The 20,617-nt window shown below is 70.0% G+C and carries 18 protein-coding genes and 2 tRNA genes; 9 read left to right on the forward strand and 11 right to left on the reverse strand.

What is annotated here, in order from left to right:
- Positions 1 to 48 precede the first annotated feature (48 nt).
- The 3 genes from ADK57_RS18570 to ADK57_RS18580 form a co-directional block, all read right to left on the reverse strand.
- Entirely contained in the window at positions 49 to 1,986 is a 1,938-nt protein-coding gene (locus tag ADK57_RS18570) for a kelch motif-containing protein (RefSeq protein WP_053750590.1), read from the reverse strand.
- Complete coding sequence (locus tag ADK57_RS18575; protein WP_053750591.1) at positions 1,983 to 3,992, reverse strand: glycosyltransferase family 2 protein; 2,010 nt, start codon at positions 3,990 to 3,992, stop codon at positions 1,983 to 1,985. The genes ADK57_RS18570 and ADK57_RS18575 overlap by 4 nt, the downstream gene beginning before the upstream one ends.
- A 441-nt stretch (positions 3,993 to 4,433) precedes the next feature.
- Positions 4,434 to 4,507: transfer RNA gene (locus ADK57_RS18580), tRNA-Lys, on the reverse strand.
- A 189-nt stretch (positions 4,508 to 4,696) separates the two neighbouring features.
- Here ADK57_RS18580 and ADK57_RS18585 point away from each other — a divergent pair.
- The 5 genes from ADK57_RS18585 (at position 4,697) to ADK57_RS46550 (ending at position 10,259) form a co-directional block, all read left to right on the forward strand.
- The gene (locus ADK57_RS18585) at positions 4,697 to 6,001 is read left to right on the forward strand and encodes a peptidoglycan-binding protein (protein WP_053750592.1); all 1,305 of its coding nucleotides are present in this window, start codon (positions 4,697 to 4,699) and stop codon (positions 5,999 to 6,001) included.
- A 117-nt stretch (positions 6,002 to 6,118) separates the two neighbouring features.
- Entirely contained in the window at positions 6,119 to 7,234 is a 1,116-nt protein-coding gene (locus ADK57_RS18590) for an SPFH domain-containing protein (protein ID WP_053750593.1), read from the forward strand.
- 110 nt (positions 7,235 to 7,344) lie between these two features.
- Complete coding sequence (locus ADK57_RS18595; protein WP_053750594.1) at positions 7,345 to 7,950, forward strand: lytic polysaccharide monooxygenase auxiliary activity family 9 protein; 606 nt, start codon at positions 7,345 to 7,347, stop codon at positions 7,948 to 7,950.
- 119 nt (positions 7,951 to 8,069) lie between these two features.
- Positions 8,070 to 8,510, forward strand: coding sequence for a DUF3592 domain-containing protein (locus ADK57_RS18600; protein ID WP_053750595.1), 441 nt, complete (start codon positions 8,070 to 8,072; stop codon positions 8,508 to 8,510).
- Between the two features lie 60 nt (positions 8,511 to 8,570).
- Entirely contained in the window at positions 8,571 to 10,259 is a 1,689-nt protein-coding gene (locus ADK57_RS46550; RefSeq protein ID WP_078973204.1) for an AMP-binding protein, read from the forward strand.
- Here the strand turns inward: ADK57_RS46550 and ADK57_RS18620 are convergent.
- The 6 genes from ADK57_RS18620 to ehuB all read right to left on the reverse strand — a co-directional run bounded on the left by ADK57_RS18620 (position 10,225) and on the right by ehuB (position 14,430).
- A tRNA-Lys gene (locus ADK57_RS18620) sits at positions 10,225 to 10,298 on the reverse strand. The two genes, ADK57_RS46550 and ADK57_RS18620, sit on opposite strands and share 35 nt — an antisense overlap.
- Before the next feature lie 96 nt (positions 10,299 to 10,394).
- Complete coding sequence (locus ADK57_RS18625; RefSeq protein ID WP_053750599.1) at positions 10,395 to 11,153, reverse strand: IclR family transcriptional regulator; 759 nt, start codon at positions 11,151 to 11,153, stop codon at positions 10,395 to 10,397.
- Between the two features lie 221 nt (positions 11,154 to 11,374).
- Positions 11,375 to 12,151 carry an ectoine/hydroxyectoine ABC transporter ATP-binding protein EhuA gene (ehuA, locus tag ADK57_RS18630; protein WP_053750600.1) on the reverse strand — a complete coding sequence of 259 codons (777 nt, stop codon included), beginning with the start codon at positions 12,149 to 12,151 and terminating at the stop codon, positions 11,375 to 11,377.
- A 10-nt stretch (positions 12,152 to 12,161) separates the two neighbouring features.
- A complete protein-coding gene (ehuD, locus tag ADK57_RS18635; RefSeq protein WP_053750601.1) occupies positions 12,162 to 12,812 on the reverse strand; it encodes an ectoine/hydroxyectoine ABC transporter permease subunit EhuD in 651 nt (216 codons plus the stop codon).
- On the reverse strand, positions 12,809 to 13,540 hold the full coding sequence (gene ehuC, locus ADK57_RS18640) for an ectoine/hydroxyectoine ABC transporter permease subunit EhuC (protein WP_053750602.1): 732 nt from the start codon (positions 13,538 to 13,540) through the stop codon (positions 12,809 to 12,811). The genes ehuD and ehuC overlap by 4 nt, the downstream gene beginning before the upstream one ends.
- Positions 13,537 to 14,430: an ectoine/hydroxyectoine ABC transporter substrate-binding protein EhuB gene (gene ehuB / locus ADK57_RS18645; RefSeq protein ID WP_107091583.1), complete on the reverse strand. Its 894-nt coding sequence runs from the start codon at positions 14,428 to 14,430 to the stop codon at positions 13,537 to 13,539. Before ehuB ends, ehuC begins: the two co-directional genes overlap by 4 nt.
- 109 nt (positions 14,431 to 14,539) lie before the next feature.
- Between ehuB and ADK57_RS18650 the strand changes: the two genes are divergently transcribed.
- The gene (locus ADK57_RS18650) at positions 14,540 to 15,034 is read left to right on the forward strand and encodes a DUF3830 family protein (RefSeq protein WP_053750604.1); all 495 of its coding nucleotides are present in this window, start codon (positions 14,540 to 14,542) and stop codon (positions 15,032 to 15,034) included.
- Here ADK57_RS18650 and ADK57_RS18655 read toward each other — a convergent pair.
- Entirely contained in the window at positions 15,015 to 16,418 is a 1,404-nt protein-coding gene (locus tag ADK57_RS18655; RefSeq protein ID WP_053750605.1) for an amidase, read from the reverse strand. The genes ADK57_RS18650 and ADK57_RS18655 overlap by 20 nt on opposite strands.
- A gap of 22 nt (positions 16,419 to 16,440) precedes the next feature.
- Complete coding sequence (locus ADK57_RS18660) at positions 16,441 to 17,406, reverse strand: D-2-hydroxyacid dehydrogenase (RefSeq protein ID WP_053750606.1); 966 nt, start codon at positions 17,404 to 17,406, stop codon at positions 16,441 to 16,443.
- 249 nt (positions 17,407 to 17,655) lie between these two features.
- Between ADK57_RS18660 and ADK57_RS18665 the strand changes: the two genes are divergently transcribed.
- The 3 genes from ADK57_RS18665 to ADK57_RS18675 all read left to right on the forward strand — a co-directional run bounded on the left by ADK57_RS18665 (position 17,656) and on the right by ADK57_RS18675 (position 20,615).
- Entirely contained in the window at positions 17,656 to 18,501 is an 846-nt protein-coding gene (locus ADK57_RS18665; RefSeq protein ID WP_053750607.1) for an aspartate/glutamate racemase family protein, read from the forward strand.
- Positions 18,498 to 19,229 (forward strand): aspartate/glutamate racemase family protein, encoded by a 732-nt coding sequence (locus ADK57_RS18670; RefSeq protein WP_053750608.1) that lies wholly within the window; start codon positions 18,498 to 18,500, stop codon positions 19,227 to 19,229. The genes ADK57_RS18665 and ADK57_RS18670 overlap by 4 nt, the downstream gene beginning before the upstream one ends.
- A 291-nt stretch (positions 19,230 to 19,520) precedes the next feature.
- Positions 19,521 to 20,615 carry an LLM class flavin-dependent oxidoreductase gene (locus ADK57_RS18675; protein WP_053750609.1) on the forward strand — a complete coding sequence of 365 codons (1,095 nt, stop codon included), beginning with the start codon at positions 19,521 to 19,523 and terminating at the stop codon, positions 20,613 to 20,615.
- Positions 20,616 to 20,617: the final 2 nt, after the last annotated feature.

Below are 20,617 nucleotides of genomic sequence, written 5' to 3' on the forward strand. Positions count from 1 at the left end.
TCCGTGACGGAGGGCGCCCCCAAGTGCGTTGTGCCGCTGGGCCACCTGCTAGGGCACCTTCACCCACTGCGCCTTGCTCGGCGTCCCCTGGTCGTCGTTCACGAACACCATGTACCACCCCGACTGAACAAGGTTCCTGCTCTTCGGCACGGTCACCGTGATCTTGTTCCCGGACACCTTGTAGTCCAGCGCGATGGACCGCTGATCCACGTCGGTCACATGTGTCGACGCACTCGGCCGGATCAACCGCACCGACTTGATCGACGACGCGTGCTGCGAGGTGAACGTCCCCGACTCACCGCGCTCGATGGTCTGCGGCCCCCCGGAGAGCGACGGTCGCGAACCCTGGTACAGATACGGCGGCGTGTAGATCTCGATCCGCTGCTCGAACGTCCCCGGCTTCGTGTTCGCCTTGTCCGCGTACAACGAGTCCGACCCGAAGAACATCACCCGACCGTCCGGCAGCAGCAGCGACCCGGAGTGGTAGTTCCGGCCCACCAGCGGATCGGCGACCTCCTCGAACGTGTTGGTGTCCGGGTGGTAGAGCCGCGCCTGCAGGATGTTGGAGTCACCGCGCCCGCGGTAGTCCTCCGAACCGCCCGACACCAGCACGGTGTCGTCCGGCAGCACCGAGGCCTGCGCGTACCGCGTGCCCTTCTCCAGCGTCGGCCCGTCCACGAACTTCGGGCTGTCCGCCTTCAGGTCGACGATCCGCGTCTTGTTGCTGGACTGCTTGGACTCGCCGACCCCGCCACCGCCGATCACCATGTACTTCTCGTCCTGCGCCGGCGGCAGCAGCACGGTCCCGGACGTCTCCAGCAGGTTCGGGTCGCTCAGCCCGGGAATCTTGGTGAACTTGTTGCTGTCCACGTCCCAGACACCCGGCTCGCGGCCCACGTCGTCCGGCCCGTAGCCCGCGTTCGAACCCGAGTAGAAGACCTTGCCGTTCTGCATCAGGAACAGCGCCGGGTACGTCGGGAACTGCCTGGTCTTCGGCAGGTAGGTCCACTTCTTGGTCTCCGGGTCGAAGACCTCGTTCTTGCCCGGGACCAGCTGCCCGATGTCGTCGAGGCCGGAGACGCTGAGGATCTTCCCGTCGCTCAGGGTGGTGAGCGTCGGGTACCAGCGGGCCTCCTTCATCGGGTCGACCTTGATGTACTTCTCGGCGATCGGGTCGAACTCGAAGGCGTCCCGGATGCCCTGGAAGTCCTTCTTGTCGAGGGCGAGCTTCTGCGCGATGCCGTACGTGTTCTTGGCCTCGGCGCCGGACAGACCCTGGATGGTGTAGTTGTCCTGCGTGCCGGTCTCGTACTTGGCGCCGCTCTTCTGGGCCTCGACGTAGATACGGCCCAGACCCGGGGTGTTGCCGAGGAACTTGCCGGTCGCCTTGTCGAACTTCTTCGTCGCCCGCTCGACGACGACGGGGTCCTTCGACACGAAGGTCTTGCCGTTCTCCTTGCCCACGAACTTGGTACCCGCGGGCAGGGTGATCGGCTTGTCCGGGTTCTCGTTGTGGACGATCATCAGGCCGCCGGCCTTGGTGACATCACCCTTCAGCTTCTCGTACCGCTTGGTGCCGCCGGCGATCAGCAGGTTGCCGTTGGCGAGCTGAGTGTGGCCGGTGCAGAACAGGTCCTTGGGCGTCGGGACCTTCTTGATGGTGCCCTTGATCGGGTCCCAGATCCGGGTGTCGAACTTCTTGTCGTCGAAGTTGTCCTGGTTGTTGCCCGACCCCGCGACGAGCAGCACCTTGCCGGTGCGCAGCAGCGCCGCGTGGATGGTGTTCTGCCGGTACTCCTCCGGGAACTCGATGACGTCCCACTTGCCGTTCTCGGCTTTGTACTCCGGTTTGTTGATTTGGTACTGGTGGTATTTCTCGGTCCCGAAGCGGTAGAGCCACGGCCCGTTCATCCCGGCCAGCGCGAGCACCACCGCCGTGCCGATCGCGAGTCGACGGGCGCGGCGGCGGCCTGCACGGTCGTTCATTCCTTACGTCCCCCAAGTCCACCAAGGGCGATCTGCATGGTCTGGTCGCCCGTCCCGTTCGAAGCGGCCCAGCTCGGCTTGGGCTGCGGGGCGTGCTGGGCCGGCGTGCGCTGCGTGGGCAGCGGCTGCGGCTCGTAGGGCCCCCCGGGCCCCGCGGGGTCTGCGGGCTGGTGGGCGACCGGAGCCGCGTCCTGCGGCTCCTGCTCGGGCACGGCCGGCTTCTTCTTCTCCTGACGCAGCATGTGGCGCCAGGCGAAGATCGGCGTCGCGGTGATCAGCGTGGCGAACGTCGCCCAGATGATCATCGCGGGGTGCGAGTGCCCGAAGACGAATCCGGCGGCGATCGAGGCGCCGAAGAGCACGATGAAGTACCAGTGGTACCGGAAGGTGCCGAACCACCGGTCCGGGCTCGCCGAATCGCCCTTGGGCGTGACCACGAACTTGCTCTTGCGGCGCAGGACGGAGTCGATCAGCGCCTTCGCGTAGAGCGGCGCGGAGAGTGCGGACATCACCATGCCGGCCACACCGCCGGAGCCCTCCGGCTCGTGCGGCGAGACGTTGTGCCGGCGGTTCCAGATGTACAGGCCGATCTGCAGCGCCGAGGCGTTGCCGTAGAGCATCAGCCACACGGTCGGGTCGATGTTCACACCCGAGGCGCCCAGGCCCAGGAACAGCGCGCAACTCAGTGCCGCGAGGATCCAGTTGAGGGCGGACATCGGGTAGAAGATGATCATCATCGTGTAGTTGAAGAGCTTGCTCGGCGGCAGCGAGTACCAGCCCTTCCAGTACTGCTTGAGGATCGTCTCGTACGTCCCCCGCGACCAGCGCATCTGCTGGGTGAAGAAGTCCGTCCAGGCGCTGGGGCCCTCACCGACCGCGAGCACGTCCGGGGTGTAGACCGAGCGCCACTTCTTGCCCGTCGCCGGGTTCTTGTGGCGGTGGATCTCGAAGCCCGTGGCCATGTCCTCGGTGATCGAGTCGTACAGGCCGCCGACCTGCTTGAGCGCCTTGATGCGCACGGCGTTCGACGTACCCACGAACATCGGCGAGCCGTAGCGGTTGCCGGCGCGCTGGATCAGCGCGTGGAAGAGGAACTGCTGCGACTCGGCGGCCTTGGTGACGAAGTTGTCGTAGTTGCCGTAGACCTGCGGGCCGATGACGAAGCCGATGTTCGGGTCGCGGAAGAAGCCGAGCATCCGCTCCAGGTAGTTCGGCAGCGGCACGTGGTCGGTGTCGACGGAGGCGAAGAAGTCGTAGTTGTCACCGTGCGCGTCCAGCCAGGCGTTGTAGTTGCCGTGCTTGGTCTTGGCGCGGTGCGGGCCCTTGGCCTGGTTCCACTTCGCGACGCCCTTGCGGGAGAAGTGGTGCACGCCGAGGCGCTCGCAGACCTCCTTGACCGCCGGGTCGTCGCCCTCGTCGAGCAGCCAGACGTGCATGAGGCCGCGGTGGCGGATCCGCACCGCGGCTTCCAGGGTCTTCGTCACCATCTCCAGCGGTTCCTTGCCGGGCACGAAGGAGGTGAGGAAGGCCACTCTGGTGCCGGTCTCGGGCACCACCGGGATCGGGTCGCGGGCGACCAGGGTGGCGTGGGCGTTCGACAGCACGTTCATGCACCGGAAGAACTCGATCAGGCCGATCGAGACGAGCATCACGATGTCGAGCGCGGGCAGCCAGGAGAAGGCCGGGTAGTCGCGCTCGGTCCAGTGCTCGGGCTGGAGCAGCCAGGCCAGCAGGACCAGCGAGAGCAGCGGCGCGGCGGCGAGCATCAGCGCGACCCTGATGCGGTGCGGCTCCTGCGAGATCAACGAGCGGTACTGCACCCTGTACGGCTTGCCCGGATCGGGCTGCGTGAGGGGGCCGGCCAGTCTGCTGTAGTGCTCGTAGTCGTACTTGGGCAGTGTTTTCTTGATCCGGCGGAACGCACCGGTCCGATGCGAAGGCACCCTGAGCTGGGTGGTCTGGGACGGGTCGAAGTCCTGCCGGGCGCCCGTCGGCGTCGACGTCATGAGTCATTCCCCCCACACGCGGGAACGCCGCGTGTTTCGTCGTTTCCTTACGTCTGCTCAGGTCCCCCTCGACCTTCACAGCCGTATCAGCGGTGGGTCGCAGTCACCACATGCTCCACACTTACAAGACACGGAACCACGACCTTCCGGTTGCATGATGCCCCCCTCGGCATCCGGTCATGAACGGGGCCCCTCTCCCCGACCAACCGGGCAACCGGCTCCTTGCCCCCCAACTGCCGCGTATCCGCAGCATCTTGAAAACCAGGGTTCTACGGTGTTCATCATGATCGCAAGATGCGAAACGCGGTGTTTACCGGTCATACGCGTTCATTGTGGCGCCTGTGGGGGCCTTGTGGAGTCATTGTGGACGGCGGGGTGGTCGACGGCCCCGGCCGAACACGCAACAGGCCCCCCGCCTGGGCAGGGGGCCTGTCATGTCTGTGCGCCGCCAGGGACTCGAACCCCGGACCCGCTGATTAAGAGTCAGCTGCTCTAACCAACTGAGCTAGCGGCGCCCGCTGACCTGCACAACTCTACCGGATGGCGGAGGGTGTCACGGACCACCGGCGCGGCGCGGACTCCGGCCCGGAGGGGGTCCGCCGTACATCATTCGGACCGTCAGCATGCGCGTCGGGAAGACAGTTGAGAAACTGGCGAACGTGCACAGGTGCGGACATTTCCATTTGGAGCGTGAGGGGAATCGCATGACGACTCCGGTCTTCGAGGAATTCGATCCCGCGAGCGACTGCGACTGCCCCGGATGCGTTCACCGGCGGCTGATCCTGCCGTATGCCCCGACGTCCCCGGCCGGCCGTCACCCCGCCGCCCCCCGGGCGGTGATCCTCGCCGCGGCGGCCTCCACAGCGATCGTTTCCGGCCATTCGGCACCGGCCCTCGCCGCCCCCCACGTGCCCGCCCGCCCGGGCGTTCCCGCAGGTGACGAGCCTGATACCCCGCAGGGCGACAAGGCCCCGCTGCACGGCCCGGGCGGGCGTCCGGCTCCGGCGAAGGCGCCCACGACCACCCGCGCGGACATCGTCAAACGGGCCAAGGAGTGGGTCGCCGCGAAGGTCCCGTACAGCATGACCGGGTACTGGTCCGACGGGTACCGGCAGGACTGCTCGGGCTTTGTGTCAATGGCCTGGAACCTGCCCGGAAACGAGTGGACGGGCAGCCTCGACCAGTACGGGGTGCGGATCGCCAAGGACGATCTGCAGCCCGGCGACATCCTGCTCTTCCACAATCCGGCGGACCCCGAGGACGGCTCGCACGTCGTGATCTTCGGCGGCTGGACGGACTACACGCACACCTACTACATCGCCTACGAGGAGACCCGCCCGCACGCCCGCCGGCAGTCCACCCCGTACGCCTACTGGAGCCACTCCGGGCAGTACGTCGCCTACCGCTACAAGGGGGTCGCGGGCAGTACGGCGGGCGCGGAGCCGGACACCGCGAAACCGGCCGCCCCGGTGGATACGCCGTTCCCGGGAGCGGCGTACTTCGGGCCCGGCGCGAACAACAAGTACGTCACCCAGCTCGGCCGCATGCTCGTCGGGCGCGGCGCCGGCCACTTCTACACCTCCGGCCCCGGCCCGCGCTGGTCGGACGCGGACCGCAGGGCGACCCAGGCCTTCCAGCAGGCCCAGGGCTGGCTGGGCCGGCACGCGGACGGGCTGCCGGGTCCGCAGACCTGGGCGCTGCTGGTGACGGGGCAGGGCAGGGACGCCGCGGCCGGGGCGGCCGGGTCTCCCGCGCCCTCTTCCCCAGGGGTGCCCGGCTATCCGGGGCGGGCCGTGTTCCGGCCCGGGGCGAACAACCAGTACGTCACGCAGCTCGGGAAGCGGCTGGTGAAGAAGGGGTTCGGCAAGTACTACACGACCGGGCCGGGACCGCGCTGGGGCGAGGCGGACCGGCGAGGCGTCGAGGCCTTCCAGCGCGCCCAGGGCTGGCGGGGCGGCGCGGCGGACGGCTACCCGGGTCCGGAGACCTGGCGGCGGCTGTTCTCGTAGACCCGCGCACTGCCGCGGGAAAAGACCCACGCTGCCACGGGGAAAAAAACCCACGCTGTCGCGGGCAAAAACCCACGCACTGTCATGGCGTATCTGGCGCGGAGGCTGGAGGCACGCATGAGTACGACCACTTCCCACACCCCCGAGTCCGAGGGCCCGTCGAGGCCCGCCCGGCTCATCCAGAACGAGGCGACCACCGAGATCCCCGTCCACCTGCTCTTCCGCGACGAGCCCGACCCGGTGTCGGTGTCGCTGAAGCCGGCGATCGTGGGGCGGCGGCAGGGGACGGGGGAACAGCCCCGCTTCCGGCGGCAGGTGCCCCTGAAGCCCCGGCCAGCGCCGGAGGTCGATCCCGCACTGACCGAACGGCCCGCGCGGGTGCTGCCGGGCGCGGCGGGCGTGTTCGCCGGTGCCTGCGGGGCGGCCGGCTGTCTGGCCACGTCGTGGTGGTCGGGTGCGCTGCCGCCGCTCGCGGTTCAGGCGCTCGGGCTGCCGTCGTACGCCGGGGCCGGCCTCGGTCCCGCGCAGTGGGCGGCGTACGCGGGAGCGGGCGCCCTCGGGCTGTTCGGCTTCGGTGGGCTGGCCCGGGGCCGGACCGGGCGGGCCTGGGTGCTCGGCCTGTTCGGCCGCTACCGGGGCACGGTCCGGCGCACCGGCCTGATGTGGGTCAACCCGCTGCTGCTGCGCCGCCGGGTGGACGTACGGCTGCGGCACTGGCGCAGCGAGCCGATGCCCGCGGCCGACGCGAGCGGGGTCGCCCTCAGAACGGTGGTCCTGGTGGTGTGGCGGGTGCGGGACACCGCACGGGCCACGCTGGGCGTCGAGGACCACGAGACGTATCTGCGCGAGTGCGTGGAGGCGGGGCTCGCCCGGTTGCCGGTGGAGATGCCGGGATCCGGCCGGGGGTCCGCCGACACCGCCGGGGACGAGCTGACCCGGCTGGTCGCCGCGGACGCGGCGCCGGTCGGGATCGAGGTCTTCTCGGTGCAGCCGGTACGGGTGGAGTACGCGCCCGAGGTCGCGTCCGCGATGCACCGCCGCCGGATCGCGGCGCTGGACGCCCAGCACCGGGCGAGCGTGCTCACGTCGGTCGTGGACTCGGTGGAGGACACGGTGACGAGGCTGACCATGCGGGGGCTGGTGGAGCTGGACGACTACGAACGCAAGGCGTTGGTGAAGGACTTGACGGTGGCGTTCTGTGCCGGGCGGGGAGAGGCGGGGGCCGTGAATTGACCCCTGCGATTGGTATGGACATGTTCAAGGCGCGGCAATAATCTGGGACTTGGTCTAGACCTACCTGCACAGCTCACTGAACCTCCCCCACGTTCTCCAGGAGCGGCAGCATGCGCAAAAAGACCAAGTGGTACGCCGCCGCGCTCGGCCTCACGACGACCGGAGCCCTCGTGCTCTCGTCCGGAGGCGCGAGCGGCCACGGCTACACCGATCTCCCCATCAGCCGTCAGAAGCTCTGCCAGAACGGCTCCGTGACCAGCTGCGGCGACATCCAGTGGGAGCCGCAGAGCGTCGAGGGCCCGAAGGGCTTCCCCGGGTCCGGTCCGGCCGACGGCCGGATATGTTCCGGCGGGAACACGCGCTTCGCCCAGCTCGACAGCCCGAAGACCCCGTCGGGCGGCGCCTGGCCCGCCACCAAGGTGACGGGCGGCCAGAGCTACACGTTCCGCTGGCAGTTCACGGCCATGCACGCCACGAGCGACTTCAAGTACTACGTCACCAAGGCGGGCTGGAACCAGAACCACAACCTGGCCCGCTCCGACCTCAACCTCACCCCGTTCCTGACCGTCCCCTACGGCGGCCAGCGACCCCCGTCCACGCTCTCCCACAGCGGCACCCTGCCGTCCGGCCTGAGCGGCCGTCACGTCGTCGTCGCGGTGTGGACGGTCGCGGACACCACCAACGCCTTCTACGCCTGCTCGGACGTCACGTTCTGACCGCCGCCCGTCGGGGGGTGCCGGAACTCTGAGCCTTACTTGAGACAGTCGGGCACCCCCCGTGGGTACGTTCCCCACACGCCGCCGAACAGCACGGCGTGGAAACATCGGGGGACACCATGGAAGCGTTCTTCTTCGTCGTGCCGTTGCTCATGCTCGGGATCGTGGGCTTCGCCGCGTTCGCGGTGATCCGTCGCGCCCAGGAGGTCAGCAGCGCCTGGAACAGCGGCCTGACGGCCCAGGCGCGCTGTCTGCGGGCGTACACGACGACCAGCGGTGGCGGCAACGCGTCCGTGCACACGACCCTGCACCACGTCTACGAGTTCGTCACGTGGGAGGGCCGCGCCGTCCGGTTCGACGAGCCGGGCGGCCCGAGAACGACCGTCGAGGGCGACATCGTCATCGTGCACTACGCGGCAAGCCGCCCGGAGCGGGCCACGGCCAAGCCGCCGGCCCACGGGAAGCTGGCGGCCAGCACCGGCTGCCTGCTGGCGCTCCTCGGAGTGATCGCCCTGTTCTGCCTCGGCTTCATGGCCGTGGCGCTGGCGGTGTTCGTCTGACGGACGACTTCACGACCTGGGCCTCCACATCTGACGGCACGTCAACTAACGTGCGCGGCCATGGAGTCCAAGGCGCGCACGGTGGCCGAACTCGTCGCCGACCGGTGGGGTGACCACCGGCCGGGACTGTGGTGCGAGATGGGGGTCCCCCCGCTCGAGCGAAGCCGAGAGTGGGGGAGGGTGCTCACCCACCACGAGGTGGCGGCCGGTGCCGCGGCCCGGGCGGCCCTGCTGGCCGACCTCCTGCCGCCCCGTGCGCATGTCGGGCTCCTGCTCGACAACACCCCCGAGTACCCGCTGTGGCTGAGCGCCGCCGCCCTCGCCCGATGCGCCGTCGCCGGCGTCAACCCCACCCGTCGCGGCCCAGAACTCGCCCGCGACATCCTGCACACCGAGTGCCGGATCCTGGTCACCGAGCGCACCCACCTGCCACTCCTCACCGGCCTGGACCTTCCCGGCGTGCGCCTCCTGGTGACCGATGCGCAGGAGTACGACGACCTCCTCGCCCCTTACGCGGACGCGCGGCCGGACGCCTCCCGGGCCACCCCGGCCGACCACCTCCTCCTCTACTTCACCTCCGGCTCGACCGGCGCCCCGAAGGCGGCGCTGTGCTCGCAGGGCCGCCTGGCCGCCGCCGGACGCTCCCTGGCCGACCAGTTCGCCGTCCGCCCCGACGATGTGCACTACGTCTGCATGCCGATGTTCCACGGCAACGCGGTGATCGCCGACTGGGCCCCCGCCCTCGCGGCCGGGGCGGGCGTGGCGCTGCGCCGGCGGTTCTCGGCGTCACGGTTCCTGGCGGACGTACGGGCGTACCGGGCGACGTACTTCACCTACGTGGGCCGGGCGATCCAGTACCTCCTCGCGACCGAGCCGCGCCCCGACGACCGGGACAATCCGCTGCGGCTGGGCTTCGGCACGGAGGCGGGGGCGGTGGACGCGGCGGCCTTCGAGCGGCGGTTCGGGGTGCGGCTGGTGGAGGGGTACGGGTCGTCCGAGGGCGGCGCGGCGATCCAGTGGCGGCCCGGCACCCCGCCCGGCGCGGTCGGCCCGTCGGCCCCCGGACTCGCGGTGCTCGATCCGGCCACCCGCGAGGAGTGCCCACCGGCCGTCTTCGACGAGGCCGGGCGGCTGCTGAACGGCGACGAGGCCATCGGGGAGCTGGTGAACCGCGGCCCGAGCCCCTTCGAGGGCTACTGGCGCAACCCGGAAGCGGACGCGGCACGGCTGCGGGACGACGGCTGGTACTGGACCGGTGACCTCTTCTACCGCGACACCGACGGCTACCTCTATTTCGCCGGCCGCACCGACGACCGGCTGCGCGTCGACAGCGAGAACCTGGCCGCCGCGATGATCGAGAACATCCTCGCCCGGTACGAGGGGGCGGTGGCCGTCGCCGTGTACGCGGTGCCGGACCCGGTGACCGGGGATCAGGTGATGGCAGCGGTCGCGGGGGACTTCGAACCGCAGGCCTTCGCCGAGTTCCTGCTGGCCCAGCCCGACCTCGGGACGAAGATGGCGCCCCGGTTCGTGCGGGTGGTGGAGCGGATGCCGGTCACGGCCACGAACAAGATCCACCGGGCGCGGCTCAGGAAGGAGGGGGTCAGGTGTGCCGATCCGGTGTGGTGGCGGCCTCCCGGCGAGCAGACGTACCGGCGGCTGACCTCGGCAGACGCCGAAGGGCCCCTCGTGTCCACGAGAGGCCCTTCATCTGTGCGCCGCCAGGGACTCGAACCCCGGACCCGCTGATTAAGAGTCAGCTGCTCTAACCAACTGAGCTAGCGGCGCATGACTCCCGCCGACCGCTCTTCGCGGCCGACGACAGAGAAAATACTACCCGGTCCGGAGCAGTGCTTCTGACCGTGCCGACCCGCCGGGCAGACCCTAGATCGCCAGGGACAGCAGCACCGGAGCCGCCCCCCGGTTCAGCTTGTCCGCGGCCTGGCGGAGCCGGTGGGCGTGTTCGACCGGCAGGGACAGGGCGAGGCAGCCGACCGAGGAGCCGGCCGTGATCGGGACGGCCGCGCAGACCGTGCCGACGGCGTACTCCTGGAGGTCGAGGTGGGGCACCGTGGGCGGCTGGGTCTCCAGGCGGGAGAGCAGCAGCTTGTCGCTGGTGATGGTGCGCGAGGTGAGGCGGGCCATCTTGTGGCGGGAGAGGTGGTCCCGGCGGCCGTTGTGGTCGAGCTGGCCGAGGAGGCTCTTGCCGAGCGCGGTGGCGTGGGCGGAGTAGCGGAAGTCGACCCACTCGTTGACCGAGGGGGTCGCGGGGCCGTCGGCGTACTGGGCGATGGTCACCTCGCCGTCCACGTACCGGCTGATGTAGACGGCGGCGCCGATCGAGTCGCGCAGTCGGTCGAGGGTGCGCTGGAGCTTCTCGCGCAGGGCCCCCTCACGGCCCTGCGCGGAGCCGAGGCGGCTGAGGGCCGCCCCGGTGACGTACGCCCCGTCGGCGCCCTGCTCCACGTATCCCTCGCGGCGCAGCATCCTCAGGAGCGTGGTCAGTCGCTCCGAGCTCAGGCCGGTCAGGCGGGCGAGACGGGTGTCGGTGACTCCGGTGGTGTGTCGCGCCACGGTCTCCAGGACGCGCAAGGCGTCCTGGGCCGAGTGGTACGGCGCGGTCGGCTCGTGCATCAGCGCCACGGTGTTCCCCCTGCGCTCGCTCGGTCGCTCTTACAACTGGGCCGTAATCCGGACAGCGAATCCCTCCACGATAACGGGCAAGAGCCTTGCAGTGAGCGGCTGTTGACGAGATTACGTCGGTGCCGCAACCCCCTCAGCAGGGACACTGGCACTCTGGCATATGCCAAAGTCAAGCTCCGGTCGTTGGACCTCGGGTGTTGAGCCACGTTCACTTCTTGTAGTCACAGGACGGCGCTGAGAAATTCTCGCGTCCGGTCGTGCTCCGGCTCGCTGAAGATCTTCTCCGGCGCTCCCGACTCGATGACCCGGCCGGAGTCGAACATCAGGACCTGGTCGGATATGTCCCGGGCGAAGTTCATCTCGTGGGTCACACAGAGCATCGTGATGTCGGTGGTGCGGGCGATGTCCCGCAGCACGTCCAGGACGCCCGCGACCAGCTCCGGGTCCAGCGCCGAGGTCACCTCGTCGAGGAGCAGCACCTGCGGCCGCATCGCGAGCGCCCGGGCGATCGCCACCCGCTGTTGCTGGCCGCCGGACAGCTGGCTCGGGCGGGCGTCGCACTTGTCGGCGAGGCCCACCAGGTCGAGCAGCTCGCGGGCGCGCTCCTCCGCCTCGTCCTTGGACATGCCCAGGACGGTGACGGGAGCCTCGGTGATGTTCCTGAGGGCCGTCATGTTCGGGAACAGGTTGAACTGCTGGAACACCATCCCGATCTTCTTGCGGACCTCGCGGACCTGCTTCTCGGGCGCCGGGAAGAGCTGCTGGCCGTCGACGGTGATCGTGCCCTCGTCGGGCTTGGTCAGCGTCATCAGCAGCCGCAGGATCGTGGTCTTGCCGGAGCCGGACGGGCCGATCAGGGTGACGTGCTTGCCCGCGTTGACGGAGAAGTCGAGGTGATCGAGGACGGTGTTGTCCCCGAACCGCTTGGTGACCTGCTCCAGGCGGATCAGCTCGCTCCCGTCCACCGGCGGGTTGGCGTTGGCGTCGGGCTCTTTCATCAGGGGGGCGTCAGTGGACAAGACGTCGCTCCAGTGCTCGCAGGAGAAGGGAGGCCAGATAGGAAATGAGGATGAAGGCCACGCCGATCACGGTCAGCGGCTCGGTGAACTGGAAGTGCTGCTGGGAGTAGAGCCGCGCCTGGCCGAGCATCTCCAGCACGGTGATCACCATCAGCATCGGCGTGTCCTTGAGCATCGCGATGACGTAGTTGCCGAGCGCCGGCACCACGCGGCGGATCGCCTGCGGCAGGATCACCACCCGCCAGGTCCGGGCCATCGGCAGGTTGAGGGCCGTGGCGGCCTCCCACTGGCCGGGCGGCACGGCCTCGATGCCGGCGCGGTAGACCTGCATCGTGTACGTCGAGTAGTGCAGCCCGATCCCGATCACACCGGTGGTCAGGGCCGACAGGGTCACACCCCACTCGGGCAGCACGTAGAAGAGGAAGAACAGCTGCACCAGCAGCGGGGTGTTGCGCACGAACTCCGTGACCACGCCGACCGGCCAGCGCACCCAGCGCGACGGCGTGCGCATCAGCAGCGCCCACACCAGGCCGAGGGCGAACGAGATCAACGAGCCCAGGACCAGCGCCTGCAGGGTGACCAGCAGACCGTCCCAGAACTGCGGCATGAAGCCGCTCACGGCATCCCAGTCCCACTTCACGAGGCACCTCCGATGCTGCCGCCGACCCCGGTCGTCTGGGGGCGCGTGAGCTCGTCCTTGACGGACACCCCGCGCTGCGGCTCCTTGCCGACCCCCGCCTTCAGCTTCTTCTCCAGCCCCCGCATCACGCGGGTGAGCAGGAAGGCGATCACGAAATAGATCACCAGCAGATACGAGTAGATCTCCGCGCTCTCCTGCAGCGCCAGCCGCACCAGATTGCCGCTGAACGCCAGGTCGCCCATGCCCATCACCGACACCAGCGCGGTGCCCTTGAGCAGCTCGATCAGCAGGTTGGAGAACGGCGGGATCATCTCCGGCACCGCCTGCGGCAACAGGATCAGCCGCATCCGCTGCCAGGGCGTGAAGCTCAGCGCGATCCCGCCCTCCTGCTGCGCCGGGTCGACGGCCTTCAGGGCGCCGCGCACGATCTCCGAGCCGTACGCCCCGTAGGTCAGCCCCAGCGCGAGCGTGCCCGCCCACATCGGTACCAGCTGCCAGCCGAAGGCGATCGGCAGCACGAAGAACACCCAGAAGATCATGACCAGCGCGGAGGTCCCGCGGAACACCTCGGTGTAGAGGCCCGCGAGGAAGCGGACGATCCACAGCCGGTGGGTGCGGGCGACGCCGGCCACGAAGGCCACGGCCGCCCCGAGCAGCGCGCTGAAGACGAGGAGCTGGACGGTGGTCCATATCCCCTTGAGTACGAGTTCCCAGAGTCCCGAGGTCATCCGCCGCACAACTCCTTCGCGGTGAGGTCGGTCATCTCGGCCTCGGTGAACCCGAAGGGCTTGAGGATCCGGAACAACTCCCGACTCTTCTTCAGCTTCCGCAACTCGACGTTGAAGGCGTCCCGCAGATTGGTCTCGGTGGGCCGGAAGGCGAACGCGCCCCCGTCCACATGCGGTTTGCCGTCGACGAGCGGCGCGAAGGCCTTGGTGGCCTCGGCCTTGCCCGACTTCTTCACCACCTCCCGGGTGGTGAGCGCGGTCCCGGCGAAGACGTCGACGCGCCCCGCCTCCACGGCGTTCAGCCCGGCGACCTGATCCGGCACGATCAGAATGTCGCTCTCCTTGTACCCCGCCTCGACGGCGTACTGGATCTCGGCGTACCCGGTCCCGGTGGCGAACTTGGCCTTCTTCTCGACGATGTCCTTGTAGTCGTGCAGCCCCTTCGGGTTGCCCTTGCGCACGATGAACGAATCGAGCATCTGGTAGTCGGGGTCGGAGAAGATGACCTGCTCGCAGCGCTCGGGATTGACGTACATCCCGGCGGCGACGACATCGAACTGCTGCGAGTTCAGCCCCGGAATGAGCGACCCGAACTCGGTCGGCACGGGCTGCACCTTGTCGACCCCGAGCCGCTTGAAGATCACCCGTGCGAGCTCGGGCGCCTCGCCCGTCAGCTCGCCGTTCTTGTCGATGTACCCGAAGGGAATCTCCCCCGCGATTCCCAGCCGAACGACGCCCTGCGCCTTCAGCCGGTCGAGGAGTTCACCGCCCTTGATGCTCGACGCGGTGGCCACGCGCGAGCACCCGGCGGTCCCCAGCGCGCCGAGCGCCGCTACCCCCGCGAGCAGCGACCGGCGTGTGGTCCCGGACGTGTGTGTGCCATGTTCCATTGGTGGAGCCATGGCGGCGCAGCTACCCGAGAGCATGCGAGTTATGCAGATCGATTTCAGCCCCGATCTCCGACGAGGCCCTCTTGACCGGCGAGAGACCATGGAACGCATGGTTGATCGCTACATCGAAGTCTCCCTGGTCAAGCGCGGTATCACCTGCACGGCCAAACTCCTCGACGACCGCGCGCCGATCACCTGCGCGGCCGTCTGGGACGCCCTGCCGCTGGCCGGTGACGTCTACCACGCGAAATACGCACGCAATGAGATCTACGCCCTTTTCCCTCCTTTCGCCCAATCCGAGCCACCCCTGGAAAACCCGACAGTCACCCCCATCCCCGGCGATCTCTGCTATTTCTCCTTCGCCGGAGCGGAGTTGGGCACGCAGGCCTACGGCTACGACCGCGAGGTGCGCCCCGGCACCACGGTCGTCGACCTGGCCCTCTTCTACGAACGCAACAACCTGCTGCTCAACGCGGACGTGGGCTGGGTGCCGGGGATCGTCTGGGGCCAGATCGTCGAGGGCCTGCCGGAACTGGCGGACGCCTGCAACGACCTGTGGCGGACGGGGGCGGCGGGGGAGACGCTCAGCTTCCGGAGGGCGTGACGCCTGCCTCGTAGAGCGCATGCGCGGCCCGCAGCACCAGGTCGTCGCGGTGCCGGGCCGCCACCAGCTGAAGCCCTACCGGGAGGCCGTCGGCGTCCGCGCCCACCGGTACGGACGCCGCCGGCTGCTGGGTCATGTTGAAGGGGTAGGTGAAGGGCGTCCAGCCCGTCCAGCGGCGATGGCCCGAGCCCTTCGGGACCTCGGCGCCCGCCTCGAACGCGGTGATCGGGAGCGTCGGGGTGACCAGCAGGTCGTAGGAGTCGTGGAAGTGGCCCATGCGGCGGCCGAGTTCCATGCGGACATCGACCGCGGCCAGGTAGTCGAGGGCGGTGAGGGCGGCGCCCTGGGCGCAGATCTCCTGTAGGCCGGGGTCGAGCAACTCCCGCTGGTGGGGGCCGAGATGCTGGGTCACGCGGGCCGCGCCGCTGAACCACAGGGTGTGGAAGGCCTCCACCGGTTCGGTGAAGTCGGGGTCGGCCTCCGTGACGTACGCACCGAGTTCCGCGAGGCGCTCCACCGCCCGCCGGACCGCCGCCGCGACCGCCGGCTGGACGGCGACCTGGCCGCCGAGGGAGGGGGAGTAGGCGATGCGCAGGCCCCGCACTCCGCCCGACAGGCCCGCCGCGAAGGAGCCGGGCGGCGGGGCGAGGGCCGACCAGTCGCGGGAGTCCGGGGTGCCGATGACGTCGAGGAGCAGGGCGGCGTCGGCCGCGTCCCGGGTCATCGGGCCCACGTGGGCGAGGGTGCCGAAGGCGCTCGCGGGGTAGAGAGGGACGCGGCCGTAGGTCGGCTTCAGGGCGAAGATCCCGCAGAAGGCCGCCGGGATACGGACGCTGCCGCCGCCGTCGGTGCCGAGGGCCAGGGGTCCCGCGCCCAGCGCCACGGCCGCCGCCGCGCCGCCGCTGGAGCCGCCCGCGGTGCGGGTCGGGTCGTGGGGGTTGCGGGTCACGCCGTTGAGTGGCGAGTCCGTGACGCCCTTCCAGCCGAACTCGGGGGTCGTGGTCTTGCCGAGGAAGACCGCGCCGTGCTCGCGCAGCCGGGCGACGGAGGGTGCGTCCTCGTCCCAACGGCCCTGCTCGGAAATCGTCTTGGAGCCCTTGAGGGTCGGCGCCCCGCGCAGCAGCAGGATGTCCTTCACCGTGACCGGCACGCCGTCCAGCAGACCGGCAGGCTCGCCGCGCCGCCACCGGTCGGCCGACGCCGCCGCCTGTGCGAGTGCCTCGTCGGCGGTGAGCCGTACGAACGCGTTCACCACCGGCTGGATCCGCTCGGCCCGTTCCAGTGCCGCGCGGGTCGCGTCGACGGGGCTGAACTCGCCCTTGCGGTAACCGTCGAGGAGTTGTACGGCACTCAGGCCGGTGAGTTCGAGGTCCTGCTCCGTCATGCGCTCTCCAGCCGTGGGGAGTTCAGCGACCGGGGACGTAGCCCCGCTTCTTGTCGACCACGTTCGTCAGTGCTCTGCCCGCCTCCCAGCGCTCGTACAACTCCACGAACTGGGCGCCGAGTTCGTCCCGCCAGCCGACCGTGTCGCCGCTCATGTGCGGGGACACGATCAGGTTCGGGACCTGCCACAACGGGCTGTCGGGGGCGAGGGGTTCGTGCTCGAAGACGTCCAGGGCCGCGCCCGCGATCCACCGCTTGGCCAGCGCCTCGGCGAGCGCGTCCTCGACGACCAGCTGCCCCCGGCCGACGTTGACGAACCGCGCGGAGGGCTGCATCACGCCGAACCGGCGGGCGTCGAACATGCCGTGCGTCTGCTCCGTCAGCGGCGCCGCCGCGATCACCCAGTCGGCGCGGGCCATCAGCCGGTCCAGTTCCTCCGGGCCGTGGATACCGGTACGCGGGGTGCGCCCGACGAGTGCGGCGGTGATGCCGAGCGCCTTGAGCGTGGCGACGATCGCCCGCCCGATGGGCCCGGACCCGACGACGCACGCGCGCGTGCCGGCGACCCGCTGCGACTCGCGGTGCCGCCAGGTCCGCTCGCGCTGGAGATCCCACGTCAGGGGCAGATCCTTGGCCATCGCCAGGACCAGCGCGGCGACGTACTCGGCGATCGGCTGGTCGAAGACGCCCCGGGCGTTCGTCACCACCGTGTCGGATTCGGCGAGTTCGGGACACATCAGGTGGTCCACGCCCGCACTCGCCGTGTGCACCCAGCGTGGCCGAGGCCCCTCGCCCGGCCAGGCCGAGCGCACCGCGTGCGAGGCGAAGTCCCAGACCAGCAGCACATCGGCGGACGGCAGCCGCTCGGCCAGCGTCGACGCGTCCGCGTGCTCGATCCGGGCCCGGCCGGTGAGGCGGCCGAGACGGGGGAGCGGGTCGGCGTCGAGGACGAGGAGGGTGGGAGGGGGACCGGACGGGGAGGCGGTCATTCTGGAGCCGTTTCTGGAGCCGATGCTTTTGCCGGTTTCTTGACCCGGTTTCCTGACCTGGTTTCTGGAGCCGTTTTCCCGGATGGTGACGGCCGTCCGACATGGGCGGACATGAGCAGGTGACCATGGCGTGACCTGGGCGTCACGAGGACGGATTGACCACGCTCGCACCCGAACCTACCTTCGTCAACACGGGCACGTGCACGGTCCGTTCCCATCCCGCTTCCCACAGTGAGGCCGGTGTCTGCCATGGACGTTACCTTTCTAGGTGGTCCCCGCCCCCAGCGCGGCGTCGGTGTCGTCGCCCCCTTCGACTTCGCCCTCGACCGCGAACTGTGGCGCTGGGTGCCCGACGAGGTGTCCCTCCATCTGACCCGCACGCCGTACGTCCCCGTCGAGGTCAGCCTCGACCTGGCCCGGCTGGTCAGCGAGCACGAGACCCTGCACGACGCGGTACGCACCCTCACGGCGATCGCCCCCGAGGTCGTCGCCTACGCCTGCACCTCCGGCAGCTTCGTCGGCGGGATCGCCGGGGAACGCGCGATGTGCGGCGCGATGACCCACGCGGGCGCGCTGCCCTCGGTGACGACGTCCGGCGCGCTGCTGGAGGCGCTGGCCGAGCTGGACGTACGGCGGGTGGCGCTGGTGACGCCCTACACGGTGTCCGTCACCCGGGCCCTGGAGGAGTACGTGGCGGAGGCGGGTGTCGCCGTCACCGGTTGCGCGTACATGGGACTGACCAGGCACATCTGGAAAGTGCCGTACCGGGACGTGGCCGACATGGCGCGCCGGGCGGTGGACGGCGGCGCCGAGGCGCTCTTCATCAGCTGCACCAACCTGCCGACGTACGACGTGATCCCCCAACTGGAGGCGGAACTGCGCATCCCGGTGATCTCGGCCAACCAGGTGACGATGTGGGCGGCGTTGCGCCGATTGGGTACCCGAGCCGTGGGACCGTACCAGGCGCTGATCGATCCGGAGGCGCGGCGGACCGGTCCCGTACTGCCCGACGTGCCGGCACTGCCGGACGCGCAGGGCCTGTCGGACGTGCCGGGACTGCCGGACGAAGAACAGCAGCAGGAAGGCTGGACATGACCGCACTGGGATTCCTCTACCCGGGCCACTCCGCCGAGGACGACTACCCGCGCATCGAGCAACTGCTGGGCAGCGACATCCGGCTGGATCTGGTCCACACCGACATCGGCGAGGACGCCCACCGGGTCGACGCCCTGCTGGAGATGGGCTCGGCGGGGCGGCTCGCCGCCGGCGTCGGGGAGCTGCGCATGGCCGGCGCCGAGTCGGTGGTCTGGGCGTGCACCAGCGGCAGCTTCGTGTACGGCTGGGAGGGCGCCCACGACCAGGTGCGCGCCCTTGCCCGTACGGCGGGCATGCCGGCCTCCTCCACGTCCTTCGCCTTCGTGCACGCGGTACAGGAGCTCGGGGTGGGGCGGGTCGCGGTGGGCGCGACCTACCCGGACGACGTGGCCGGGCTGTTCGCGGAGTTCCTGCGGGCGGCGGGCATCGAGGTGACCGGGGTCCGCGGGTCCGGGATCATCACGGCGGCGGAGGTCGGGACGTGGGGTGAGGCGGAGGTGTTCGCGCTCGCCCGCGAGGCGGACGACGAGTCGGCGGAGGCGGTACTGCTCCCCGACACGGCGCTGCACACCGCGGCCCACATCCCGGCCCTGGAGAAGGAACTCGGCAAGCCGGTGCTGACGGCGAACCAGGTCACGGTGTGGGAGGCGCTGCGGCTGGCGGACCGGCGTGTGAACGCACCCTCGCTGGGCGCCCTGTTCACGAGGGAACCCATCGTGCAGGCCTGACCCTCCCCGCGAGGTACCAGGGAGCTCCGCCCCCTGGCCCCTCGACCTGTGCCCACCCGCCACCCGCCACCCGACTCGGTCGGCCGAGAACGCACCGTCCCGGGGCTCCGCCCCCAGACCCGACCTGTGCCCACCCGCCACCCGACTCGGTGGGTGGGCACAGGCCCTGCGGTCTGGGGGCGGAGCCCCGGCGCGCGCCCGCACCGGAGCCGGGCAACAGGGAATAAGCGGGGACTGCCTCCTGTTAACCCCCGGAGGACAGCGCACGGCCCACCACAGGAGGCACCCACCGTGACCGCAACGGCAGACGAGACCCGGGGAACAACGCACGGCACCGCCCCCACCCCCCTCTCCGTACTGGACCTGGTCACCGTCGGTGCCGGACGCACCGCCACCGACGCCCTCCGCACCAGCGTCGCCATCGCCCGCCTCGCGGAGTCCCGCGGCTACCACCGCTACTGGGTCGCCGAGCACCACTCCATGCCCGGCATCGCCTCCTCCTCCCCGGCCGTGATCCTCGCCCACCTCGCCGCCCACACCACCCGCATCCGCCTCGGCTCGGGAGGCGTGATGCTTCCCAACCACGCCCCGCTCGTCATAGCGGAACAGTTCGGCACGCTGGAAGCCATGGCCCCCGGCCGCGTGGACCTCGGCCTCGGCCGCGCCCCCGGCACGGACGGCGCCACGGCCGCCGCCCTCCGCCGCGCCGACCGCCTCGACGAAGGCGCCGACGACTTCCCCCAGCAGCTCGCCGAGCTGATCCGCTTCCTGGACGACGACTTCCCGGACGGCCACCCCTACCGCCGTATCCACGCCGTACCCGGCCCGATCCAGGCGACCTCCCCCGGTGGCGTCCAGGACCCGCACCGCCCGCCCGTCTGGCTGCTCGGCTCCTCCGGCTTCAGCGCCCGCCTGGCCGGCTCCCTGGGCCTGCCCTTCGCCTTCGCGCACCACTTCTCGGCGCAGAACACCATCCCGGCCCTGGACCTGTACCGGGAGTCGTTCCGGCCCTCCGCCGCCCTCGACGAGCCCTACGCCCTCATCGGCGTCTCCGCCCTCGCCACCGACGACGAGAAGGAGGCCCGCCGTCAGGTGAAGGCCGCCGTGCTCAACATGATCCGGCTGCGCACCGGCCGCCCTGGCCTCGTCCCCACCCCGGAGGAGGCCGAGGCCTACGAGTTCAGCCCGATGGAGCGCGACTTCGCCGACTCCTGGAACGCCAACGTCATCCACGGCACCGCCGACGAGGTCCGCTCCGGCCTCGACGACCTCCACAAGCGCACGGGCGCCGACGAGCTGATGATCACGGGCAACGCCCACAGCGGGGACGTACGCCTGCGCTCGTACGAACTCATCGCCGACGCCTACGGGCTGCCCACCACCTGAGC

The sequence above is a fragment of the Streptomyces sp. MMG1533 genome (assembly GCF_001279775.1).
In the GTDB taxonomy this organism is placed as follows: domain Bacteria; phylum Actinomycetota; class Actinomycetes; order Streptomycetales; family Streptomycetaceae; genus Streptomyces.

What these genes read in the sequence shown, in the direction of transcription:
- ADK57_RS18570 (WP_053750590.1), bottom strand. Translation starts at nt 1,986, where the DNA reads ATGAACGACCGTGCAGGCCGCCGCCGCGCCCGTCGACTCGCGATCGGC.
- ADK57_RS18575 (WP_053750591.1), bottom strand. Translation starts at nt 3,992, where the DNA reads ATGACGTCGACGCCGACGGGCGCCCGGCAGGACTTCGACCCGTCCCAG.
- ADK57_RS18585 (WP_053750592.1), top strand. Translation starts at nt 4,697, where the DNA reads ATGACGACTCCGGTCTTCGAGGAATTCGATCCCGCGAGCGACTGCGAC.
- ADK57_RS18590 (WP_053750593.1), top strand. Translation starts at nt 6,119, where the DNA reads ATGAGTACGACCACTTCCCACACCCCCGAGTCCGAGGGCCCGTCGAGG.
- ADK57_RS18595 (WP_053750594.1), top strand. Translation starts at nt 7,345, where the DNA reads ATGCGCAAAAAGACCAAGTGGTACGCCGCCGCGCTCGGCCTCACGACG.
- ADK57_RS18600 (WP_053750595.1), top strand. Translation starts at nt 8,070, where the DNA reads ATGGAAGCGTTCTTCTTCGTCGTGCCGTTGCTCATGCTCGGGATCGTG.
- ADK57_RS46550 (WP_078973204.1), top strand. Translation starts at nt 8,571, where the DNA reads ATGGAGTCCAAGGCGCGCACGGTGGCCGAACTCGTCGCCGACCGGTGG.
- ehuA (WP_053750600.1), bottom strand. Translation starts at nt 12,151, where the DNA reads ATGAAAGAGCCCGACGCCAACGCCAACCCGCCGGTGGACGGGAGCGAG.
- ehuC (WP_053750602.1), bottom strand. Translation starts at nt 13,540, where the DNA reads ATGACCTCGGGACTCTGGGAACTCGTACTCAAGGGGATATGGACCACC.
- ehuB (WP_107091583.1), bottom strand. Translation starts at nt 14,430, where the DNA reads ATGGAACATGGCACACACACGTCCGGGACCACACGCCGGTCGCTGCTC.
- ADK57_RS18650 (WP_053750604.1), top strand. Translation starts at nt 14,540, where the DNA reads ATGGTTGATCGCTACATCGAAGTCTCCCTGGTCAAGCGCGGTATCACC.
- ADK57_RS18655 (WP_053750605.1), bottom strand. Translation starts at nt 16,418, where the DNA reads ATGACGGAGCAGGACCTCGAACTCACCGGCCTGAGTGCCGTACAACTC.
- ADK57_RS18660 (WP_053750606.1), bottom strand. Translation starts at nt 17,406, where the DNA reads ATGACCGCCTCCCCGTCCGGTCCCCCTCCCACCCTCCTCGTCCTCGAC.
- ADK57_RS18665 (WP_053750607.1), top strand. Translation starts at nt 17,656, where the DNA reads ATGGACGTTACCTTTCTAGGTGGTCCCCGCCCCCAGCGCGGCGTCGGT.
- ADK57_RS18670 (WP_053750608.1), top strand. Translation starts at nt 18,498, where the DNA reads ATGACCGCACTGGGATTCCTCTACCCGGGCCACTCCGCCGAGGACGAC.